Here is a 19,891-nt window from a genome sequence, read left to right on the forward strand (position 1 = left end):
GCCCCGTGCGCCGTCAGTGCCTCCCCCGCGCGGGTTTGCGTGTTTCGCCCCATGGGGCTATGGGGGATATGCCCCAGTTTTTGTCAGGCGTTGAGGTTATAGGTGGGGCAAATCGCTCGATTGTGCCCCGGGAGCGGGGCTCACCCCCGTCTGCAGGCACCTCCGGCGCTCTGGCGCAGGTTTTGCTCCGCTGCATTCATTTACGGCGAGGTGATCATGAGTACCAACCTTTTTACCAGCATCGTGCTTAACCTGACCGACGGGATCTACGTGATCCAGGAGGGGAAGGCTATCTTTTTGAACGACCGCTTCGGGGCGATTTTCGGCTACCCGAGCGTCGAAGGGCTGATCGGCCGCGACATGTACGCCGACGTCTATCCCGACCGGCAGAGCGTCGACCTGTTCCGCCACGTGCACGAGCAGCTCTTGAAGGGGGATCGCTCCGCGGTCTCCTGGGGGCAGCCGTCGGCGCGGCTTGACGGCAGCGTCTTCTGGATCGAGGTGGAAGCGCGTCTCATCGAGGTGGAAGGTAAACCCGCCATCTTCGGAACCTTCCTGGACCGCACCGACTGCAAGCTGATCGGCGAGGCGATGCATGCGACCCAGGAGACCCTGCGGCTTCTTTTGGACGCCATGGAGGACCGCGTTTACGTCGTCACCGACGACTACCGCATCGTCTACGCGAACCGCAAGATGCGCGAGGGGCTTTTGGGGGATCTCGAGCAGGACTTCTGCTACCAGGTCTGCCGCGGCCAGCAGACCCGCTGTGAGGACTGCTGCGTCGACGACGGGTTCTTCGACTCCGAGCGCCCCCTGCACAAGGAGTTCTACAACGAGGTGACCAAGCTTTGGTACTCGGTCATCGAGCTTCCCGTCCGGATGCCCGGCATCGAGCAGCGCACGAAGCTCGCCGTCGCCCGCGACATCACCGTGCGACGGGAGGCCGAGAACAAGGTGCGCGCTCTCACCCGGAAACTTCTGAGCGTGCAGGAGGACGAGAGAAAGCACCTCTCCAGGGAGCTGCACGACGACCTCGGGCAGCGCTTGAACGCCGCGAAGATCATCGTCGACGTTCTCGCCGAGGACCTCGCTTCCTCCCCGGGTGATGCTCCCGCCCGGATGCGTCATCTCTCCGAGGTGCTGAAGGACAGCGTGCAGTCGATCCGCACCATCTGCGCCGGCCTGCGCCCCTCGCCGCTTGAGAAACTTGGGCTTGTCGACGCCATCCGCCACGACTGCGACAGTTTCTCGACCCACCACGGGGTGAACGTCCGCTTTTCCGCCCATGGACTGGAAGGGGTGCGCCTCCCCCATGAGGGTGAAATCACCCTGTACCGGGTATTCCAGGAGGCGCTGCATAACGTGGTGAAGCACGCGCGGGCAAGCGAGGTGGCCATAAGCCTCGTCGTTTCCCACCCGGTGCTCAGGATGCGCATCACCGACAACGGCAGGGGATTCGATCCCGCTCGCGCGGTCCCCGCCGGAAAAGCGGGGCTCGGGCTCGTCGGCATGGCCGAGCGGGTCGAGCTTTTAAACGGCTCCTTCGAGCTCACCTCCCGCCCCGGGAAGGGGACGCGTATCGCCGTGGAGATTCCCATCGCCTAGCGCCCTCGCGGCGCCGGCTTCAATTCGAGGAGGTTTTTTGCATGGAAGGAAAAAGCAGGGTCATCATCGTTGACGATCACCCCCTGTTTCGTGAAGGGGTGAAGGGGCTTGTGGAGCGAACCTCCGAGTACACCTGCATCGGTGAAGCGGGAAGCGGCGCCGAGGCGCTGGCGCTGGCCAGGGAGCTGAAACCCGAGCTCATGACCATGGACATCTCGCTTCCAGATGTAAGCGGCATCGAGGCGGTGCGCCAGATCATGCGCGAGGTCCCGTCGGTGAAGATCCTCATGCTGAGCATGCATCCCAAATTCGAGTACGTGGCCGAGGCCCTGAGGGCCGGAGCGCGCGGCTACGTGATGAAAGAGGCGACCAGTACCCGACTAGTGGCCGCCATGGACGCCCTGCGGCGCGGCGAGTACTTCCTGGACGGGCAGGTCTCGCAGGACATCGTGGCGAACCTGGGGAATTCCGGTCAGGGGGAAGCCACGGTGTGCGACGAACGGTACGCGCTTTTGTCCCCCAGGGAGCAGCAGGTGATGCGACTGGTCGCCGAAGGCGGGGTGATACGACAGATAGCGTCGGATCTGGGGCTCAGCGTGAAGACGGTTGAGAACCACCTCACAAACCTCATGAAGAAGCTCGATGTGCACAGCAGGATGGAACTCGTGCGCTATGCGGCGCGTCTTGGGGTTATCGATCTGGAGCAGTGGAAATAGGTAGGAAGTTAGAGGGCCCTGCCGGCAGAGGATGGTCGCTGCCGGCAGGGCCATAGCGGTTGTTACAGCTTTGCGGTTGCGTCTTTCTTGCCCTGCTGATCCTGCATTTCCTGCTGTCTCTTGCGTTCCTTGAGGATCTCCTGGGCCTTGTGCTCCCTTTCCTCCGCCGCCTTGCGGTATGCGGCATCGTAGTCGACCCCCTTCAGCTTGCCAAGCCCGTAGACCCCGATCTTGTTCTCGCCGAACTGGTTCGCCACGAAGATCACCTCGGAGAGTTCGAAGTCCTTCTGGGCCAGTTTCTGGAAATAGTCCAGATCCCTTTTGCTGATGGAGATGTCGCTGGGGAGGTTCATCCCCCCGACCGGAAGCTTCGCCGAGCCGAAGTAGCCCAACAGGCGCCCCTTGTCGCTGAAGATCTGCACGTTCTGGTGCCCGGAGTCGACCACGTAGACGTAGCCGTTCTCGTCCGTGGCAATCCCCTTCGGACGGGCGAACTGCCCCATGCCGTCGCCGAACTTGCCGAAGGTGCCGAGGAAGTGGCCGTCGCGGTCGTAGGAGGTCACCGTCCCCCTGCCGGCGTTGGTGACCCAGAGGACCCCTTTGTCGTCGAGGCTCATCCGGGTGGGGAGGCACAGGGACTGGTTCGGGTCGTCCATCTTTCCGATCTCGCGGATCTGCGCTCCCGTCATCGGGTTCAGCACGCGGATCACGGATTTCCTCGTGTCGAGCACGTACAGGTTCTCGTCATCGACCGCGATGTCGGTCGGCGTGAAGCCTAAGTCCCCTCCGATGGATTTCAGGTACTCACCGTTGTTGTCGTAGATGAGGACCTCCTTGCGTTCGATGTCGGACGCGAACACGAAGCCCGTGCTGTCCACGGCAACGCCTACCGGTTTCTTCAGCTTGCCCATCCCGTCGTTCCCCTTTAGCTGTTCCATCTTCTTGTTGGGGAGGTCCACGACGAAGAGCTGACCGGCGATGTCGGTCACGTAGAGCTTGCCGTTTTTGGTGGTGATACCGCTGGGCTTTATGATCCTGCTCACCTTCTGCTCTTCCTGTTTGCCGAAAGAGACGAGCGACACCGTGTCGGCGGAGCTCCCTGTTACGTCGGCGGAGTTGCTGAAGCTGGTCAGGTACTGGAGCCTGGGAAGGTTCGGAGCGGGAGGGAAGAATACGGGGCCGTGGCTTTGCTGGGTCGGACCGGTCGCACAGCCGGCGGTTAGGGTGAGAACGGAGGCAGCGAGGAGCGCTACTGCGGAACGAAAAAGACGACCATGCATGTCTTGTACTCCTGTTTCTGTGTTGCTGTTGCCTGCTTCTCTATTTTTACCGTCCCGGGGTCGCCCCCGGGACGGTAGCCTGCTTGTTACTTGTCGTGGCACATCACGCAGAACTGCGAGTTCAGCTGCTTCTCGTAGAGGAACGCGGTGTCCTTGTTGTCCTTGTTGTGGACGTCGTGGCAGGAAGCGCAGGTCATGAGCATCTGCCCTTTGCCGTTGTTGAAGCCGAGGGTGGTGATCGCCTGGTTGTTGAGCGTGCTGTTGTTCGGGGCCTTCAGGTCAGCCCTGATGCCGGGGTCGGTGGTGTGGATGTTGGTCAGGTCGAACCCGATCGGGTGGTCGTTGGAGAGGTCGGAGAACTTGCCGATGGCGATGTCGCCGAAGCCGTCAGCGGTGATCTTGCCGCCCAGAGCGGTGCCGGTGTTGCCGTAGTGCTGGTCGACTGCGATGACGCCGTCATGGCAGCTCATGCAGAGGCGGCTCGGGCCTGCGAGCGGGTCGCCTGCGATGGTGCTGTTGAAGGTCACGGACTCGTACGGAGCGAAGCTCGTGTCAACGTTCACTTTGTGGGACCAGAGCGGGTTGTAGTCGAGCTCGGTAGCCTCGACCTTGTGGTGCGGGGTGTGGCAGAAGGCACAGACGCGGCCCTGGGAATCCGGTGCGGCACCAGAGAGCATGTTCATGTCGTGCTTGGAGCCGACTACCCCGCCGCCGTCGGCAGTGTAGCCGTAGGCGAGAGAGGCACCGAGGGTGAGACCGGCAATGGCGGTCAGGATGGTGATCTTCTTCATAGAGAGTTTTCCTCCGTCTTTTTCATTGAATGTAGAAAAGTTTTCAGCTTGCCTACGCAATGCTGCGGCTCTCTTCCGCTGCACCTGCCGACATGCCTCCCCCCCAGGAGACGCGCCGGTTGCCAAGCGGGATGCAATGTTGGTGCCCGCATCATGCCGTTTTTGCAAGACTCGGTAACCACTGGTGTTTTCCCTTCGTGTGACGGGAGTCCCCGGGAAAGCCGGGGCGGTTGGGGGGGATTTGCCCCCATCACCCTCGGCGTTGTGGGTGAAATGTCTCACACGGATCGGTGCATCCCGCTTCCCTCAAACCCGTTTGCCCGACTGCGGCGGGGCTGATGGGGTACTTTCCTCAAGGCGGCACGGGTGGCAAGGTCCTTGCTGTCACGGGAGAGACTATTTAAGAATCCTCGGGAGGTGACATGAAACTTGTAACACTGGCGGCGGCAGCGCTTCTGGCGGCCCTGGCCGCGGCGCCTGCATGCGGGTACGACGGCGTCGACATAGTGCAGCTGAAAAAGCAGGCCGCGGCGGGAAGTGCCGAGGCCCAATCCCGTCTTGGTGTGCTCTACGCGACCGGGGTGGGGGTCCCCCGGGACGTGCAGGAGGCGGCGCACTGGTATCGGAAATCGGCGGATCAGGGGTTCGTCCTCGGGCAGTACAACCTCGCCATGCTTTACCTGCGGGGGGAGGGGCTTGCGGAAGACCCGGTCAAGGGGCGCGAGCTCCTTTTGAAGGCGGCCGAGCAGTGGCTTCCCGCGGCCCAGTACGATCTCGGCGTTGCGTGTCTCTACGGCGTAGGCGGGGAGAAAAACCGGGACGAGGCGGAGAAATGGCTGCGCCGCGCCTCGACCCAGGGGTACCGCGCGGCGAAGAAGAAGCTCGAGGAGCTTGCCGACGCGCGCTAGTGGGAGAGATTTAACTTGCCTGCCTTTGTAAATGCCGCTAAGTAAATGGGGGGGATGGCCCGGTGCCGTTTTCCCCATTGCTTTTAGTGGCGGCATGAAGAGCGGGAGCGCGCATGACTGTTCGCCCCTGCAGGTAGCGCAGCCTGAGATTAGGGACACAAGGGTGTGCATATGAAGACGCGACAGTTCAAGAAGATCGAGTTGGCTGCTCCCAAGCGGGAAAAGGTCTGCACCCCTGCCCAGGACCCCGACGCCCCCCCTTGCTGAGGGCCGCGTACCTCCGCCGGTGGCGGAGAGATCACGGAAAAGGTGCCCGGGTTCGTGCGCTGGCTCAAGACTGGAGGAGGGCGTGTCCCGCAGGTCACCTCCCGCCTCACCCCGGCCGACCATCTGGGTGCCTGCAAGGCCCGCTGGGGCATCAACAGGATGCACTTCCTCGTTCCCCCCGGCCTCTACGCGGTGGGCGAGCCCGACGCACAGGCGCCGGTCGTGGTGACGGCGAACTACAAGATGACCTACGACATCGTCCGGCGTACTCTTTCCGGGCGCAGCGTCTGGCTCCTCGTGCTGGAGACCTACGGGATCAACGTCTGGTGCGCGGCCGGTAAGGGGACCTTCGGCACCGGCGAACTGGTGCGGCGTATCGAGGCGGCCAGGCTAAGCGAGGTGGTCGGGCACCGGCGCCTCATCCTTCCCATCATGGGGGCGGCCGGCGTCTCGGCGCATCGGGTGAAAAAACAGAGCGGTTTCGAGGTGGCCTACGCCTGCGCCTACGCCGCCGACCTCCCCGAGTACCTGGACAACGGCCAGGTCACCACGCCTCGCATGCGCGAGCTCTCCTTCAACTGGTACGACCGACTGGTCCTGATACCGGTGGAACTGGTTCTCGTGGTGAAGTCGATCGCCCCGGTTGCGGCCCTCGTCTTCCTCGCCGGCTGGCTCCTCTTCGGGAGTGCCGCCGCAACCGCCGCGACCCTTGCCTTCCTGGGGGCGGTCTTCACCGGGGTGGCGGTCGGGCCGGCACTCCTTCCCCTGCTTCCCTCGCGCAGCTTCGCCGTCAAGGGGGCCTTTGCCGGGCTTGTCTACTGCGCCCTGCTCCACCTTTTTTGCGGGGGGAACGGGTGGGGGGTGACGACGACGCTGGCCGCTTTCCTCGCCCTGCCTGCGGTCTCCTCCTTCTACACCTTGAACTTCACCGGCTGCACCACCTACACCTCGAAATCCGGGGTGAAAAAGGAGATGCGCCTGGGGCTTCCGGTCATGGCGGGGGCGCTTTGCGCCGCGCTCTTGGTCCTTATCGCCGGCCGGGTGCTCACCTGGGGGATGTCATGAAAGGATTCAGGTACCTGGCATCGGTGGTGACGCTCGAACTGAGCCCTCCGCTTTGCGTCGGCTGCGGCAGGTGCGTCGAGGTTTGTCCGCACCAGGTGTTCCGCATCGAGGAGAAAAAGGCGGCCCTTGCCGACCGCGACGCCTGCATGGAGTGCGGCGCCTGCGCCCTCAATTGCCCGACGTCCGCCATCAAGGTGGACGCAGGGGTCGGGTGCGCGAGCGGCCTCATCAACGAGTGGCTGAGGGAGAAGAAGCTCCCCGGCTTGAAGGGGTCGGGTTGCTGCGAGTAGCGGCGCCCCAGGCTCCGGCTTGACTATCCAAACCGGTCTGTTAAAACTCCCCATGCGCGAAGGGGGCCGAAAGGAGACAGACTATGGAAAAGCAGATGGTCAAGATCACTTCCTGCAACGTTACGCAGTGCGCCTACAACAAACACAATTCCTGCCACACGCTCGCCATCACCGTTGGCGGTCCCGGTGACACCTGCCCCGAGTGCGATACCTTCATGCAGGGCAGCCAGAAAGGGGGCATCATCGATGTCCAGGGGGGCATCGGGGCCTGCAAGGTGGAGACCTGCAGTTACAACCAGTCCCTCGAATGCACCGCCTCCGCTGTTGATGTCGGCATGCACGAATCGCATCCCGACTGCTTTACCTACAAACCTAAGTAACCATCGTCGCGGCGCTTCCACGTGAACCGGCCCCCTTCCGCATACCTATTGCAGCACGCGCCGCGATCGTTAGACTTTTCCCCGCCATCGTGTATCTTTTACCCGTTTTGATCATGGCAAGCGCGAGGGGGGAGACCATGGGGAGCGAGCCGTACGTGGATCAGGAGATATGTATAGGATGCGGGCTTTGCGTCAGCATCGCGCCGGAGGTGTTCCGGCTGAACGAAAGCGGCGTCTCCGAGGTCTACGCCAATGACCCGGGGGAACGTGAGAAGGTACAGCAGGCGATAGACAGCTGCCCGGTCAACTGCATCAGCTGGCGCTAGGCACCGGGAGGGGAGGGGGCGATGACGAACGAGCTGCGGGACGAGAGGCTGAGGGAGCTGGCCGAGAGCAACTACGTGATGCTGAAGCAGACCTACTGCTCGATGCGGCAGCTCAAGGATCTGGTGGACCGGCTCCACGAGCGGTACCTCCAGCAGGGGACCACCTTCGAGATGGATGCGGTGAGCGCGCTCAAGCTGACCGCCGATGGCGCTTTCGAGGAACTGGAGCGTTACCTGCGCCCGGAATGCGACCCGGACAGCGCCGACGACAAGGCCCGGGCCGAATGAGCAAGGCGCCCGTTTGCATGGAAAAAGCCCGCCGTTACGGCGGGCTTTTTTTTGTCCTGAACCTTATTTTCGCTACAGCTCCCTTAGGTTGCTGAACTCGCCCCATTCCAGGTAGGTCCTGGGCGTCTCCACGAAGGAGTAGATGTTCTCGATCTTCTCAAGATGCCGGCGCTCTTCCGCCGCCAGCACCTTGAGGGTCCTGCGGGTCTTCCGGTCGGGGGCCGCGGCCGCCAGTTCCTCGTAAAAGCGGATGTCCCGCTCTTCGTTTTCCACCGCGAAACGGTACAGGTTCGGATCCCGCTCGCACTCATCCAGGAGTTCACGCTGGCTGAGAAGCGGCCTAAAGCTGCAGGCTCCATGGTTGAGCCCCGTCACCGCTCCCCCTTCCATCCGTTTTTTCAGCCTCAACAGCCTGCTTTTGTGCTCCTCTTCCGAGGCGGCCAGCATGGAGAAGAGCATCTTCATCTCAGGCTCCATGGCCTCCTCCTTCAATCCCTCGTAATATTCCCTCGTCTCTTCCTCTATCTTGATCGCGCAATCGAAAACGTTCATCGTGTTCCTCCTTTTGCCGTGACAGTGCTCCAACCTGTCCATGCTTAATTATACCAAAACGAGCGCGATTAATGATAGATCAACGGCCTGTTGTGAGATGAGGTAAACACGGTGGAAAAGCTGGCGTGATTGAGGTATCTTTGTCCTCCACCGCGGCCGTGGCCGCGCAAAAGAGCAATTGCATCATCGGGAGGTCCCTTTCATGGCACAGGAAGAAAAAAAGGAGCCTTGGCTCAACTATCTCGCCCTCACCACCGTGGTCTTGGCCGTTTGTGCCACCCTGGCCACCTTCAAGGGGGGCGGCTATTCAACCCGGTCCATCCTGGTGCAGAACCAGGCCTCGGACCAGTGGGCCTTCTACCAGGCCAAGAGCATCAAGCAGTCGCTGGCCGAGATGGACCGCGGCCTTTTGGAGCGCGAAGCGCACCGCGCCGGGCAGGCCGATCCGATGCTGGCGGCGGGCCTTAAGGGCAACGCCGATCGCATCGCCAAGTACGAGCAGGAAAAGGCGAAGATAAAGGAAAAGGCGGAGCAGCTGGAAAAGGAGCGGGACGAGGCCCAGCGCCACGGGCGCCCGTTCGGGGTGGCAGTCATCTTCCTGCAGGTCGCCATCCTGCTCTCGTCGATCGCCGCTTTGTTGAAAAAGAAGTACGTCTGGGTCACCGGGGTCTCGGTTGGCCTCATCGGTCTCGTCGAGTTCGCGAACGGCTTCCTCCTATTCATGTAAGGGGACTTCCGCCGGAGTTAAGGAGTGCGGCAGCGCGGGCCTTGAACCGGGAGGAGGGAAAGTGCAGTTTTCATCCGGACAACTCTGCGCCGTTCTTGCAGCCGTCCTGTTCGGCGTGTCGCCTGTCTTCTGCAAGCTCGTCATAGGTGAGATGTCGCCGGCCCTCCTCGCCGGGCTTCTCTACCTGGGTTCCGGGCTCGGGCTGCAGGTGGTGCTCCTCGTACAGAAGAAAAGCTCACTTCACGAACTGCGCGGGCTCTCCCTGCGGCATCGGCTGAAGTTGGCCGGCGCCGTGGTCGCTGGAGGCGTCATCGCCCCGGTCTGCCTAGCCTTCGGCATCAAGCATGGCACCGCCTCCGAAGTGTCGCTGCTTCTAAACCTGGAGACCGTCGCCACCACCCTCATCGCCTGGCTCGTTTTCAGGGAGTACATAGGTCCATACGTCTGGTCCGGCAAGGTGCTCATCTTGGGCGGGGCGTGCCTCGTGGTCCTGAAGGCGCAGGGGGGGCTCGCCTTTTCCCTGCCTGGACTCCTGGTGGTAATCGCCTGTATCTTCTGGGGGATCGACAACAACTTGACCCGCGACGTCGATGAGATCTCCTCCACGGTGCTCGCCTCGGTGAAGGGGCTTTGCGCCGGTGCCTTCTCCGTGCTCCTCGCCCTCTTATTCCCCGGTGGGGCGGTCATGGCGGGACAGGTGCTTGGGGCGATGTCGATCGGCGCCGTGAGCTACGGGCTGAGCCTCGTTCTTTTCGTCGAGGCGCTGCGCAGGATCGGTGCCGCCAGGACCGCGACCTTCTTCTCCGTGGGACCCTTCTTCGGGACGCTCCTGTCGGTGGTCCTTTTGGGGGAGCGCCCTCCCGCTGCCTACTGGGTTGCCACCGCACTCATGCTTTCCGGGATCTTCCTGCTCTACTTCGAGGTGCACTGCCATCGCCACACCCATGAGGAACTGGCGCATGCCCATCCCCACGTGCACGACGAGCATCACTTGCACGAGCACGAAGAGGGGGAGGAAGACGAACCGCACCATCACTTGCACGTCCACCATCCCGTGACCCACTCCCACGTCCACGCACCCGACCCGCACCACCGGCACGGGCACTGAGCTACAGCCAGCCAAGCCGCTTCGATGCGCCGTAGACGAGGTAGATGCCGAGGCCGGTAAGGAAGACCCCGAACATGAGGCGCAAATGCGGTCCCTTCATCTGGTTGGCGAGGTACGCCCCCATCCACGCCCCGACCAGCATGGTCGCCGCGATGAGTAGCGCCGCCTTTATGTCCACGTTGCCGTGCCGGTAGTACTCGAGCGCCGCGGCGAGCCCTATGGGGGGGAGCAGGACTGCGAGGCTCGTGCCGGTCGCGCGGTGCTGGGAAAAGCCCGCCCAGTACACCAGCGCGGGGACGATGACGATTCCTCCCCCCACCCCGAAAAGCCCCGACGCCACCCCACCGCATATCCCGATAATGCAAAATAACACCCATTGAGGCATGTGTTCCCCCTCCCTGTGCTGACTCATTAGTCCCCGGCACAACCGCCTTTGAGAGTACCAGATGCGGTGACCTTTTCACCTCCGTGCATGCAGCCACCTACCGCGCGCACATCGGTTTGGTTGGAAAAATAAAATTAAAGTTTGTAAATTTGTATCCGATATCCCACCCATGCTCTTGAAACTGCGCGGGAGCGGCCGGCGTCCGCGCACCACGACAAAGCCAGGGAGGGTATATGTCGCTCGCTTCGAGGTATTCGTTGGCAACCAAGTTGGGAGTGGGGCAGGGGGTGGTGATCATCGCCGTTATGGCGGTTCTGACCGCGGTCATCACCGCCGCTGTGAGCAGGCGGGTCACCGGGGACGCCGAACAAAACCTCGCGCAGCAGACCGAACTACTGGTAAGCTCCATCTCTTCCTATCAGGGCGCGCTCAGCGACGGTGCCGTGAAACTAGGCGACCTCTTCCGCTCCGGTTTCCCCGGAAGCTTCGAGGTGGACCACTCCAGCACGGTCAGGACCGGAGAACGGGAGACCCCGGTGATGCTTTCCGGCACCACGGTGCTGAACGGGAACACCGGGATCGTCGACCGCTTCACCAAGGCGACCAGGGGCGTCGCCACCGTCTTTGTCAGAAGCGGCGACGATTTCATCCGCGTCGCCACCTCTCTTACCAAGGAGGACGGCAGCCGCGCCCTCGGGACCACGCTCGACCGCAACCACCCCGCCTATCGGCGCCTTCTTAACGGCGAGGACTTCACCGGCAAGGCGACCCTTTTCAACAAGGACTACATGACGCGCTACCTGCCGCTTAAGAACGGACAGGGGAGGGTGATCGGGACACTGTTCGTCGGGCTCGATTTCACCGACGGCCTGAAGGCGCTCAAGGAACGGTTCAAGGGGACCGTGGTGGGTAAATCCGGTTACGCCTTCGCGCTGGAGGCGAAAGAGGGAGCGGACCAGGGGAAGATGGTGATCGAGCCAGGAAGTGCCGCGGCACTTCCAGCAGAGGTCGGGAAGTCGGTCCGGGATATGGTGCTCAGGAAGTCGGGGGTGACCCGTTACGCCGCGGCCGGGACGGGGGAGGAGAGGGTTCTTTTCTTCCGGTACTTCCCCGAGTGGAACTGGATCGTATGCATCGGCGCCGCCGATGAAGAGCTCCACGCCGTGGCCCACGTGGTGCGAACCACCGTTGTCGGGTCGATCGCCGTTGTTTGCCTCCTGCTTGTCGGCGTATCCACCCTGCTCGTGCGCCGGTGGGTGACCCGCCCGGTTGTGCGCCTGCTCGACGGGACCGCCCGCTATGCCGCCGGGGACTTTGCCTCGGTGATCGAGGTGGCGGCGGACGGGGAAGAGCCGGTGGATGAAGTGGAGCGCCTCACCAGGGGGGTGGATGGCATGGCGCTTTCGCTCAGGCGGATCCTGGTCCGGGTGGCGGACTCCGCCAGTGAGGTGAGCGCGGCCGCGGCACAGGTGAGCGCTTCGGCCGAGCAGATCGCGACCGGCGCGGACGAGGTGGTGGGCAGGACCGCAGGTGTTGCGACCGCCGGGGAGGAGATGTCGGCAACCTCCAACGACATCGCCCAGAACTGCCAGATGGCGGTTGAGGAGGCCCAGCGGGCGACGCAGTCGGCGCATAGCGGCATGGAGGTGGTGGGGAGAACGGTTGCGGTGATGGACCAGATCGCCGCGAAGGTGCAGGAGTCGACGGCGACCGTGGCGAGCCTCGGCGCGCGCAGCGACCAGATCGGGGAGATCATCGGTACCATCGAGGACATCGCGGACCAGACGAACCTCCTGGCGCTGAACGCCGCCATAGAGGCCGCCCGTGCCGGGGAGCAGGGGCGCGGCTTCGCCGTCGTCGCCGACGAGGTGAGGGCACTCGCCGAGCGGACCACCAGGGCCACCCAGGAGATCGGGGTGATGATCAAGGCGATCCAGGCGGAGACCAAGGACGCCGTTGCGGTGATGGATCAGGGAGTGCAGGAGGTGAAGGCCGGGACCGACGAGGCCTCCCGCTCGGGTGCCGCGCTCGCCGGAATCCGGGAGCGCATCGAGGCCTTCACCATGCAGATAAACCAGATCGCCACGGCGGCCGAGGAACAGACCGCCACCACCTCCGAGATCTCGCAGAGCCTCCTGCAGGTGACCGACGTGGTGCAGGGGACGGCGTCGTCGGCTCGCGAGTCCGCCGTCGCCGCAGCACAGCTAAACGGCACCGCGCAGGAGTTGCAGCGCCTGGTCGGCCAGTTCCGACTCGCCTAATGCGCCGGCATCACGTGAGCGCGCCGTTGAAACGTAGACCATCGAAGGTAGCACTTTCCAGCCGCTGCATCTGAACACCCCCCGGATGTCTATAGTTGTTTGACACAGAAAACTGTATATGGTATTGAAGTACGCAAATACCATTATATTGGTTTCGTGGAGCAGCTACGGGGGGCGTTCAGAGGAAGCGGGCCATGAAAAAGGGGAAGGAAAAAACAGACTTCAACCGGAGCGTCATCCGGGCGCTCGACGTTCTGGAGCAGTTCCTCGGGGATGATCACGAGATCAGCTTGACGGAGTTGAGCCGGCGCCTAAGGCTGCCCAAAAACAACATATTCCGGTTGCTGGCCACGTTGGAACTGCGCGACTACCTCGGTAAGGACGCGTTGACCGAGCGGTACCACCTTGGCTTCAAAACGGTCGAACTCTCCCAAAAGGCCTTCAGGCAGCGAGGGCTCGGAAGGTCGCGGGCGGTGATGGAGCGGCTGGTCTCCGCCTGCAATGAAACCGCCTGCGTCTCCATCATGTCCGACTACAGCGTGATCAACCTTGATGCCGTGCAGTGCGATCATAACCTGCGCGTCATGCCTCCCCTCGGCGTGCAGCTCCCCGCCTACTGCACCGCGCCGGGCAAATCCCTCCTGGCCCACTTCGCCGAAGACGCCATCGTCAGGTACGCCTCCACCAACAAGTTTGAAAAGCACACCCCCCACACCATCGTCGATCCGGAGCGCTGGAAGCATCAACTGCGGTTGATCGCCCAACAGGGGTACGCGGTCGAGATGGAGGAATTGAACGAAGGCGTGACCAGCGTCGGTGCGCCGATCCGCGACTACACCTCGCGCGTCATCGGTGCGCTCAGCATCCTGGGACCTTCGCAGCGTTTCCCGCTCGAGCGGATGGAGCGGGAACTGGTGCCGTTGTTGAAACAGGGCGCCGCCGACATCTCCGCGAGGTTCGGTTATTAAACGCCCGGTTGCACGACGGGAACGCACGGTGCCGATTGGCATCCCGAAAGGAACAACCATGACGGAAACGAAATTTGCCGGAACAGAATCCTACATCGCGACGGACGACCTGAAACTCGCTGTCAACTCGGCGATGGTTTTGGGGCGGCCGCTGCTGGTGAAGGGTGAGCCGGGAACGGGCAAGACCATGCTCGCGGAGGAGGTGGCCCGCGCCCTAGACATGCCGCTTTTCCAGTGGCACATCAAGTCCAGCACCAAGGCCCAGCAGGGGCTTTACGAGTACGACGCGGTCTCGCGCCTGCGCGACTCGCAGCTTGGCGATGCGCGGGTGCAGCAGATCGCCAACTACATCGTGAAGGGGAAGCTCTGGGAGGCTTTCGAATCGGAGCGGCAGGCCGTCCTTCTGATCGATGAGGTGGACAAGGCGGACATCGAGTTTCCGAACGACCTGCTGCGAGAACTGGACCGGATGGAGTTCTACGTCTATGAGACGAAGGAACTGGTGCAGGCGAAGCACCGCCCGGTCATCATCATCACCAGCAACAACGAAAAAGAGCTGCCCGACGCCTTCCTGCGCCGCTGCTTCTTCCATTACATCCGCTTTCCGGACCGGGAGACGCTGGAGAGCATCGTCTCGGTGCATCATCCGGACCTGAACCGGACCCTGGTGAAGGAGGCGCTGGAGGTGTTTCTTGGGGTCCGGGAGATGCCCGGGATGAAAAAGAAGCCGTCGACCTCCGAGCTTCTCGACTGGCTGAAGATCCTGGCCGCGGAAGGGGTATCGCCGCAGGCGCTGCAGGCAGCAGCAAGGGAGAGGGGAATGCCTCCCCTGCACGGGGCGCTCCTGAAAAACGAACAGGATCTGCAGCTGTTCAATGCATCGTCCCGGCGCGTCGGCCTGGGATTCAGGGGCTGAAAACGTGCTGATCGAATTCTTCCTGGGGCTTAAGCGGGCCGGAGTGCCGGTCACGCTGTACGAGTTCCTCACCCTGCTCGAGGCTTTGGAAAAGCGCCTAGCCTTCGGCGACGTCGAGGAGTTCTACGATCTTTCCCGCCTCATCCTCGTGAAGAACGAGGTCAACTACGACAAGTTCGATCGCGTCTTCATGGGGTTCTTTCAGGGGGCTATTTTCGCGGCTGATGAGTTCTTCCCCGAGATCCCCGAGGAGTGGCTCCGCAAGATAAAGGAGAAATTCCTCTCCGAGGAGGAAAAACGCCAGATCAAGGCGCTGGGAGGGCTGGACAAGCTCCTGGAGACCCTGAGAAAGCGGCTCGCCGAGCAGAAGGAGCGCCACCAGGGGGGGAGCAAGTGGGTCGGCACCGGCGGCACCTCCCCCTTCGGCGCCTATGGCTACAACCCGGAGGGGATACGGATCGGCCAGGCGGAGTCGCGCCACCGTCGGGCGGTTAAGGTCTGGGACAAGCGTGAATTCCGCAACCTGGACGGCTCGGTCGAACTCGGCACCCGAAACATGAAGATGGCCCTGCGCCGGGTGCGCGATTTCGCCCGCGAGGGGGCACGGGAGGAGCTCGACCTTCCCGGCACCATCCGGGCCACCGCCAACAACGCCGGCTGCCTGGATCTGCGCATGGTCCCGGAGCGGCACAACAAGGTGAAGGTGCTTTTACTGCTGGACGTGGGAGGGTCGATGGATCCGCACGTCGACGGTTGCGAGCAGCTCTTCTGCGCGGCCCGCAGCGAATTCAAGCACCTGGAGCATTTCTACTTCCACAACTGCGTCTATGAAAAGCTCTGGCACGACAACCGGCGCCGTCATCAGCATCACCTCCCCACCTTCGACCTGATGCACCACTTCGGCCCGGACTGGAAGTTGATCTTCGTCGGAGACGCCACCATGGGGCCCTACGAGATCGAGTGGCCCGGCGGGAGCGTCGAGCACGAGAATGCGGAAGCGGGTTCGGTATGGATGTCCCGGCTGCTGGCCCAGTACCCGCGAGCGGTCTGGCTGAACCCGGCGCCGCAACGCGAGTGGGAGTTCAGCGCATCGGTCCGCATCATCCGTCGCCTGATGGGAAACCGCATGTTTCCCCTGACCCTTGACGGGGTGGGGGCGGCGGTGGAGTTGCTGAACAGGTAACGCGAGCCACAGGAGATCGTCATGCGAGCATACGCCGGATTCGAACAGGGTCCCATCCGTCCCCCAAGCGAGGCAGAAAGCCTTCTCATCCGCGTGAACCGGAACTGCCCCTGGAACCGTTGCACCTTCTGCTCACTCTACAAGAAACGGAAGTTCTCCATCCGTCCGCCTGTGGACGTCATCCGCGACATCGACTCCATTCATCGCTTCACGGAGAAGATAGCTGCGGGGGAACCGCTTCAGTCGCTGGTCGGGAACCGGCAGGAGGTGATGGCGGCCTGGAGCTGGTACTGTTCGGGAATGGAGTCGGTATTCCTGCAGGACGCCGACTCCCTCACCTACCGGCCTGAGCACCTCGCGCGGATCCTTCGCCACCTGAAAGAGCGGTTTCCGGAGGTGAAGAGGATCACCTGCTATGCGCGCTCCGCAAGCCTCGCCCGCACCCCGGACACCGCCCTTAGAGAGCTCGCCGCGGCGGGGCTGAACCGTATCCATGTCGGGATGGAGACCGGCTCCGACACGCTTCTCAAGCTGGTGCAAAAGGGAGGGAGCAAAAAGGAGCAGATCGTGGCGGGCCTGAAGGTGAAGGGGGCAGGGCTGGAGCTCTCCGAGTACTTCCTTGCCGGGCTTGGCGGGACGGAGCTTTCGCGGGAACACGCCGAGGAGAGCGCCGAGGTGATCAACAGGGTCAATCCCGACTTCATCCGCTTCAGGACGCTTCACATCCTGGAGGGAGTGGAGCTCTTCCCTGCAAGCGGCGGCGTCTTCCGCTTTGCGCCGGACCTGGTGCTCGCGAGGGAGATCCTCACCTTCCTGGAAGGTCTCGACGGCATCACCAGCTCGGTCAGAAGTGACCACGGCTATAACCTCTTCCAGGAGCTGAACGGCGCCTTCCCCGGCGGCAAGGAGCGAATGACCGCGGTGCCGAGGAGGTTCCTAGAGTTGGAGCCGGAGCAGCGGATGCTTTTCCAGGTGGGTAAGCGGACGGGGCACCTGCTGCGGCTGGACCAGTTGAAGGAGGCGGAGCGGGTTGCTGCCGTACGCGACATCTGCCTGCAAAACGGCGTCACTCCTGCCAATGTCGATGAGCGGATGCACGAGTTGATGCAGGAGAGGATGAGAAGAGGGATCTTTTAAAGAAAAAATGCCAGTCGCCCATTCGCACGTGTTTGGCCTGGTGCCGTCGCGAGGAGGAGATGTTTGAGGAGCTGTTCGTCCGGCAGACCACCGGGTACGGTGTTGCGAAGCCGGCCAAACACTGAGCGTTCCTTCCAGCGGTCCCGGTTGCCAGACACTCAATTCCCGATATGCTCATTAGCAATGCAGCAGCAAAACTTTGTGTCGTCAGAGAGAACGTCCCCTCCCCCCGAAGGGGGGAGGCTGGGAGGGGGGAAGATGGAGCGTACGCCCGCTCCCCCTCCCTGACCCTCCCCCTCCGGGGGAGGGGAACCACCGGCACGGAAAGTTTTTAATATCGGGAGGGGAACATGGAACTGGAAAACCTGTTGCTGGAAGTGACGGACCGCATCGCCACTGTAACGATCAACCGCCCCGCGGCCATGAACGCCATGACCCGGGGGACCCTTGAGGAACTAGAATGCGTGGTTGCCGAGATCGAGCGCGACTCCGAGATCAGGGCAGTCATCGTTACCGGGGCGGGGGCGAAGGCGTTCGTAGCGGGTGCCGACATCGCCGTTATGCGTGACATGATCTCGGCCGAGGCGCGGGAGCTGGCGCTGTTGGCGCACCGCATTTACGCGGCCATGGAGGCTTCCTCGAAGCCCTTTATCGCCGCCGTCAACGGCTACGCCCTTGGCGGCGGGTGTGAACTTGCCCTCGCCTGCGACATCCGCCTCGCCTCGCAAAACGCCAAGTTCGGCCAGCCCGAGATAAACATCGGTATCCTCCCCGGCTTCGGCGGCTCTCAGCGACTGCCGAGGCTTATCGGCAAGGGGAGGGCACTGGAGATGATCCTGACCGGAGAGATGATCGATGCGGAGGAGGCGCTGCGCATAGGGCTCGTGAACCGGGTGGTACCTCAGGAGGAACTGCTTGAAGAGGCGCGTAAGCTGGCGGCGAAGATCGCCTCCAAGGGACGCGTCGCCACGAGGCTTTGCAAGGAGGCGGTCGTGCACGGCATGGAGATGGACCTTGCGCGTGCCTGCTTCTACGAGGCGGAGCTCTTCGGCTACAGCTTCTCGACCTTTGATCAGAAGGAAGGGATGGGTGCGTTTTTGGAGAAGCGGCCGCCGGTGTTTCAGGACCGTTGACAGGCGGAGAGGGCGAGTGGGATCAGGCGCTTCTCTTGATCACGAAGAGAGCGCGGAACTCGGCGACCCTGGTCTCGCCGTTGTAGATGTCGGCCTCTCCGGCGATCTTCCTCTCGCCCTGACGCGCGGCACGCGCCTCGGCTCGGACCGTTCCCTCTTGTACCGGGGCGAGGAACTTCAGGTTCATCTCTACGGTGACGAAGTCGGTCCCCTCGGGGACCATGCTTTTGATGGCGATTGCAACGGCGGTGTCGGCGATCGCGGTCACCGCGCCGCCGTGCATGAGCCCCTTCCCCTGCGCGAGCTTCACCTTGAACGGCATGCTTAGTACGGCGCGGCCATCCCTCGCCTCGTCGATCCGCATCCCCAGGTATTCCTCGAAAGGGGCGCAGGCGATCCATCCCGGTAGCCGGAACCCCGGCCGTTCAGCGCTTACCAGCTCCTCGTAGTCGTACATCTATCGGTTTCCCCCGTTCGTCATCTCTCCCCACCGCCGCACATGTTCAGCACCTCGTCCATGGCTTTCTCGTCGATCCGGTGCCCGGTGTCGCAGACGACGTGGCGGTACTCCAGGGCGCGGCTGAAGCTGAGCCAGGCGTAGCAGTCGAGGATGTAGTTATTGGCGAAGATCTCGATGACGCGGCACCCCGGCTGCGACCAGACCACATTGGCAAGGCCGGCTCCGTGCGTCCCCACCACCATCTCCGCCTCGTGAAAGACCCGTATCTGCTCTGCGAAGGAAAGCTCCTCGCAGTGGAGGATGGTGAAGCCTATCTCCTTCAGCCGCTTTTCGAGCAGTTCCTCTCCGGCGAGCCGCCGCCTGCTTTTCCTCCTCGAGACGTAGAGCCTGACGCCTCTCCCGGTACGCGGTCGAGCCCCGTCTGCCGTTACCTTCTCCTTGACCGTGCTGTGCAGCAGGGCGATCACCTGGGGATCGGTGAATTCCGGCTGGGTGTGGTACTGCGGCACCACCAGTCGCTCGACCCGCACCGGCCCCGGGCAACGGATGAAGCGCTTCTTCGCGTCGGTGCCGAGCGCGGTGAAAAGCCCTTCGCTCACGTAGCGCGGCACTTCCTCCGGGAGCACGATCTTCACCTCGGGGAACATGGCAACCGTGAACAGCAGGTTCGGCAGCACCTCCATGAGCCAGTGAAAGTAGTTCGCGGGATGGCAAACCACCACCGGCTCCGCGCTCGCAAGTGCGGTCACCGGCAGGAGCGGCTCGTGCAGCATGTCTCCCCAGTCCATGATGCGGCGCAGGGAACCGACGCTCTCCTCGATGATCCGGTTCCCGATCCAGGCCATGCCGGAGAAGGGGGAAACCGTGGCGTCCTTTAGCAGGTAGAGCTTGCGCCTGTTGAAGACCGCCTCTGTTCTTATGAAGGGGGGATACGCGACGCCGGTCTCGTGTTTCACGATGCGCGCGTCGGTGACCGGGATGATGTCGAGGATGTGCCTGCGGATGTTCGGGAGGTAGGATGCCTTCTCAAGCGACTCGATGCTCGATTTCGGCATCTTGCCCACCACCGGCCCGAGCAGGTCCCTTGAGATGAAACGCAAAAGCTGCTGGCGCCTTTTTGCCGTTTTCTCGCTTGCCTTCATCGT

Annotated in this window: 22 protein-coding genes; 16 read left to right on the top strand and 6 right to left on the bottom strand. The window is 62.7% G+C overall.

What is annotated here, in order from left to right; all coding sequences use genetic code 11:
* Positions 1–216: 216 nt before the first annotated feature.
* Both E8L22_RS16590 and E8L22_RS16595 read left to right on the top strand, forming a co-directional pair.
* A complete protein-coding gene (locus tag E8L22_RS16590) occupies positions 217–1,605 on the top strand; it encodes a PAS domain-containing sensor histidine kinase (RefSeq protein WP_136526261.1) in 1,389 nt (462 codons plus the stop codon).
* A 41-nt stretch (positions 1,606–1,646) separates the two neighbouring features.
* Entirely contained in the window at positions 1,647–2,321 is a 675-nt protein-coding gene (locus E8L22_RS16595; RefSeq protein WP_136526262.1) for a response regulator, read from the top strand.
* A 62-nt stretch (positions 2,322–2,383) separates the two neighbouring features.
* Here the strand turns inward: E8L22_RS16595 and E8L22_RS16600 are convergent, their stop codons facing one another.
* Both E8L22_RS16600 and E8L22_RS16605 read right to left on the bottom strand, forming a co-directional pair.
* Positions 2,384–3,601 (bottom strand): NHL repeat-containing protein, encoded by a 1,218-nt coding sequence (locus E8L22_RS16600; RefSeq protein ID WP_136526263.1) that lies wholly within the window; start codon positions 3,599–3,601, stop codon positions 2,384–2,386.
* Positions 3,602–3,687: 86 nt separating this feature from the next.
* Positions 3,688–4,392 carry a cytochrome c3 family protein gene (locus tag E8L22_RS16605; RefSeq protein ID WP_136526264.1) on the bottom strand — a complete coding sequence of 235 codons (705 nt, stop codon included), beginning with the start codon at positions 4,390–4,392 and terminating at the stop codon, positions 3,688–3,690.
* Between the two features lie 422 nt (positions 4,393–4,814).
* On the opposite strand from E8L22_RS16605, the gene E8L22_RS16610 reads away from it, so the two are divergent.
* From E8L22_RS16610 to E8L22_RS16635, 6 genes are all read left to right on the top strand, one after another.
* Complete coding sequence (locus tag E8L22_RS16610) at positions 4,815–5,300, top strand: tetratricopeptide repeat protein (protein ID WP_136526265.1); 486 nt, start codon at positions 4,815–4,817, stop codon at positions 5,298–5,300.
* A gap of 171 nt (positions 5,301–5,471) precedes the next feature.
* Positions 5,472–6,632, top strand: coding sequence for a mercury methylation corrinoid protein HgcA (gene hgcA / locus E8L22_RS16615; RefSeq protein WP_281282995.1), 1,161 nt, complete (start codon positions 5,472–5,474; stop codon positions 6,630–6,632).
* Positions 6,629–6,922, top strand: coding sequence for a mercury methylation ferredoxin HgcB (gene hgcB / locus E8L22_RS16620; RefSeq protein WP_136526266.1), 294 nt, complete (start codon positions 6,629–6,631; stop codon positions 6,920–6,922). The genes hgcA and hgcB overlap by 4 nt, the downstream gene beginning before the upstream one ends.
* Before the next feature lie 83 nt (positions 6,923–7,005).
* Positions 7,006–7,302: a DUF1540 domain-containing protein gene (locus E8L22_RS16625; RefSeq protein WP_136526267.1), complete on the top strand. Its 297-nt coding sequence runs from the start codon at positions 7,006–7,008 to the stop codon at positions 7,300–7,302.
* Positions 7,303–7,439: 137 nt separating this feature from the next.
* Positions 7,440–7,628 (top strand): ferredoxin, encoded by a 189-nt coding sequence (locus tag E8L22_RS16630; protein ID WP_135872700.1) that lies wholly within the window; start codon positions 7,440–7,442, stop codon positions 7,626–7,628.
* A 21-nt stretch (positions 7,629–7,649) separates the two neighbouring features.
* The gene (locus E8L22_RS16635) at positions 7,650–7,916 is read left to right on the top strand and encodes a hypothetical protein (RefSeq protein WP_136526268.1); all 267 of its coding nucleotides are present in this window, start codon (positions 7,650–7,652) and stop codon (positions 7,914–7,916) included.
* Between the two features lie 72 nt (positions 7,917–7,988).
* Here E8L22_RS16635 and E8L22_RS16640 read toward each other — a convergent pair whose 3' ends face one another.
* Positions 7,989–8,468: a ferritin-like domain-containing protein gene (locus E8L22_RS16640; RefSeq protein WP_136526269.1), complete on the bottom strand. Its 480-nt coding sequence runs from the start codon at positions 8,466–8,468 to the stop codon at positions 7,989–7,991.
* Between the two features lie 202 nt (positions 8,469–8,670).
* On the opposite strand from E8L22_RS16640, the gene E8L22_RS16645 reads away from it, so the two are divergent.
* Positions 8,671–9,195: a DUF4337 domain-containing protein gene (locus E8L22_RS16645; protein ID WP_136526270.1), complete on the top strand. Its 525-nt coding sequence runs from the start codon at positions 8,671–8,673 to the stop codon at positions 9,193–9,195.
* A gap of 61 nt (positions 9,196–9,256) precedes the next feature.
* Positions 9,257–10,303, top strand: coding sequence for a DMT family transporter (locus E8L22_RS16650; protein WP_136526271.1), 1,047 nt, complete (start codon positions 9,257–9,259; stop codon positions 10,301–10,303).
* Position 10,304: 1 nt separating this feature from the next.
* Here the strand turns inward: E8L22_RS16650 and E8L22_RS16655 are convergent, their stop codons facing one another.
* Positions 10,305–10,715, bottom strand: a complete 411-nt coding sequence (locus tag E8L22_RS16655) for a sulfite exporter TauE/SafE family protein (RefSeq protein ID WP_136526272.1) — start codon at positions 10,713–10,715, stop codon at positions 10,305–10,307.
* 230 nt (positions 10,716–10,945) lie between these two features.
* Here E8L22_RS16655 and E8L22_RS16660 point away from each other — a divergent pair, with 230 nt between their 5' ends.
* The 6 genes from E8L22_RS16660 to E8L22_RS16685 all read left to right on the top strand — a co-directional run bounded on the left by E8L22_RS16660 (position 10,946) and on the right by E8L22_RS16685 (position 18,286).
* Positions 10,946–12,949: a methyl-accepting chemotaxis protein gene (locus E8L22_RS16660; RefSeq protein WP_162604860.1), complete on the top strand. Its 2,004-nt coding sequence runs from the start codon at positions 10,946–10,948 to the stop codon at positions 12,947–12,949.
* A gap of 194 nt (positions 12,950–13,143) precedes the next feature.
* The gene (locus E8L22_RS16665; RefSeq protein WP_136526274.1) at positions 13,144–13,917 is read left to right on the top strand and encodes an IclR family transcriptional regulator; all 774 of its coding nucleotides are present in this window, start codon (positions 13,144–13,146) and stop codon (positions 13,915–13,917) included.
* Between the two features lie 58 nt (positions 13,918–13,975).
* A complete protein-coding gene (locus tag E8L22_RS16670) occupies positions 13,976–14,833 on the top strand; it encodes an AAA family ATPase (RefSeq protein ID WP_136526275.1) in 858 nt (285 codons plus the stop codon).
* Positions 14,834–14,837: 4 nt separating this feature from the next.
* Positions 14,838–16,016: a vWA domain-containing protein gene (locus tag E8L22_RS16675; RefSeq protein WP_136526276.1), complete on the top strand. Its 1,179-nt coding sequence runs from the start codon at positions 14,838–14,840 to the stop codon at positions 16,014–16,016.
* Positions 16,017–16,037: 21 nt separating this feature from the next.
* Complete coding sequence (locus E8L22_RS16680; RefSeq protein WP_136526277.1) at positions 16,038–17,153, top strand: radical SAM protein; 1,116 nt, start codon at positions 16,038–16,040, stop codon at positions 17,151–17,153.
* Positions 17,154–17,503: 350 nt separating this feature from the next.
* A complete protein-coding gene (locus E8L22_RS16685; protein ID WP_136526278.1) occupies positions 17,504–18,286 on the top strand; it encodes an enoyl-CoA hydratase-related protein in 783 nt (260 codons plus the stop codon).
* Positions 18,287–18,308: 22 nt separating this feature from the next.
* Here the strand turns inward: E8L22_RS16685 and E8L22_RS16690 are convergent, their stop codons facing one another.
* Positions 18,309–18,743: a PaaI family thioesterase gene (locus tag E8L22_RS16690; protein ID WP_136526279.1), complete on the bottom strand. Its 435-nt coding sequence runs from the start codon at positions 18,741–18,743 to the stop codon at positions 18,309–18,311.
* 20 nt (positions 18,744–18,763) lie between these two features.
* Positions 18,764–19,888 (bottom strand): glycosyltransferase family 61 protein, encoded by a 1,125-nt coding sequence (locus E8L22_RS16695; protein ID WP_136526280.1) that lies wholly within the window; start codon positions 19,886–19,888, stop codon positions 18,764–18,766.
* Between the last annotated feature and the right edge of the window lie 3 nt (positions 19,889–19,891).

The organism is Geomonas ferrireducens, from assembly GCF_004917065.1.
In the GTDB taxonomy this organism is placed as follows: domain Bacteria; phylum Desulfobacterota; class Desulfuromonadia; order Geobacterales; family Geobacteraceae; genus Geomonas; species Geomonas ferrireducens.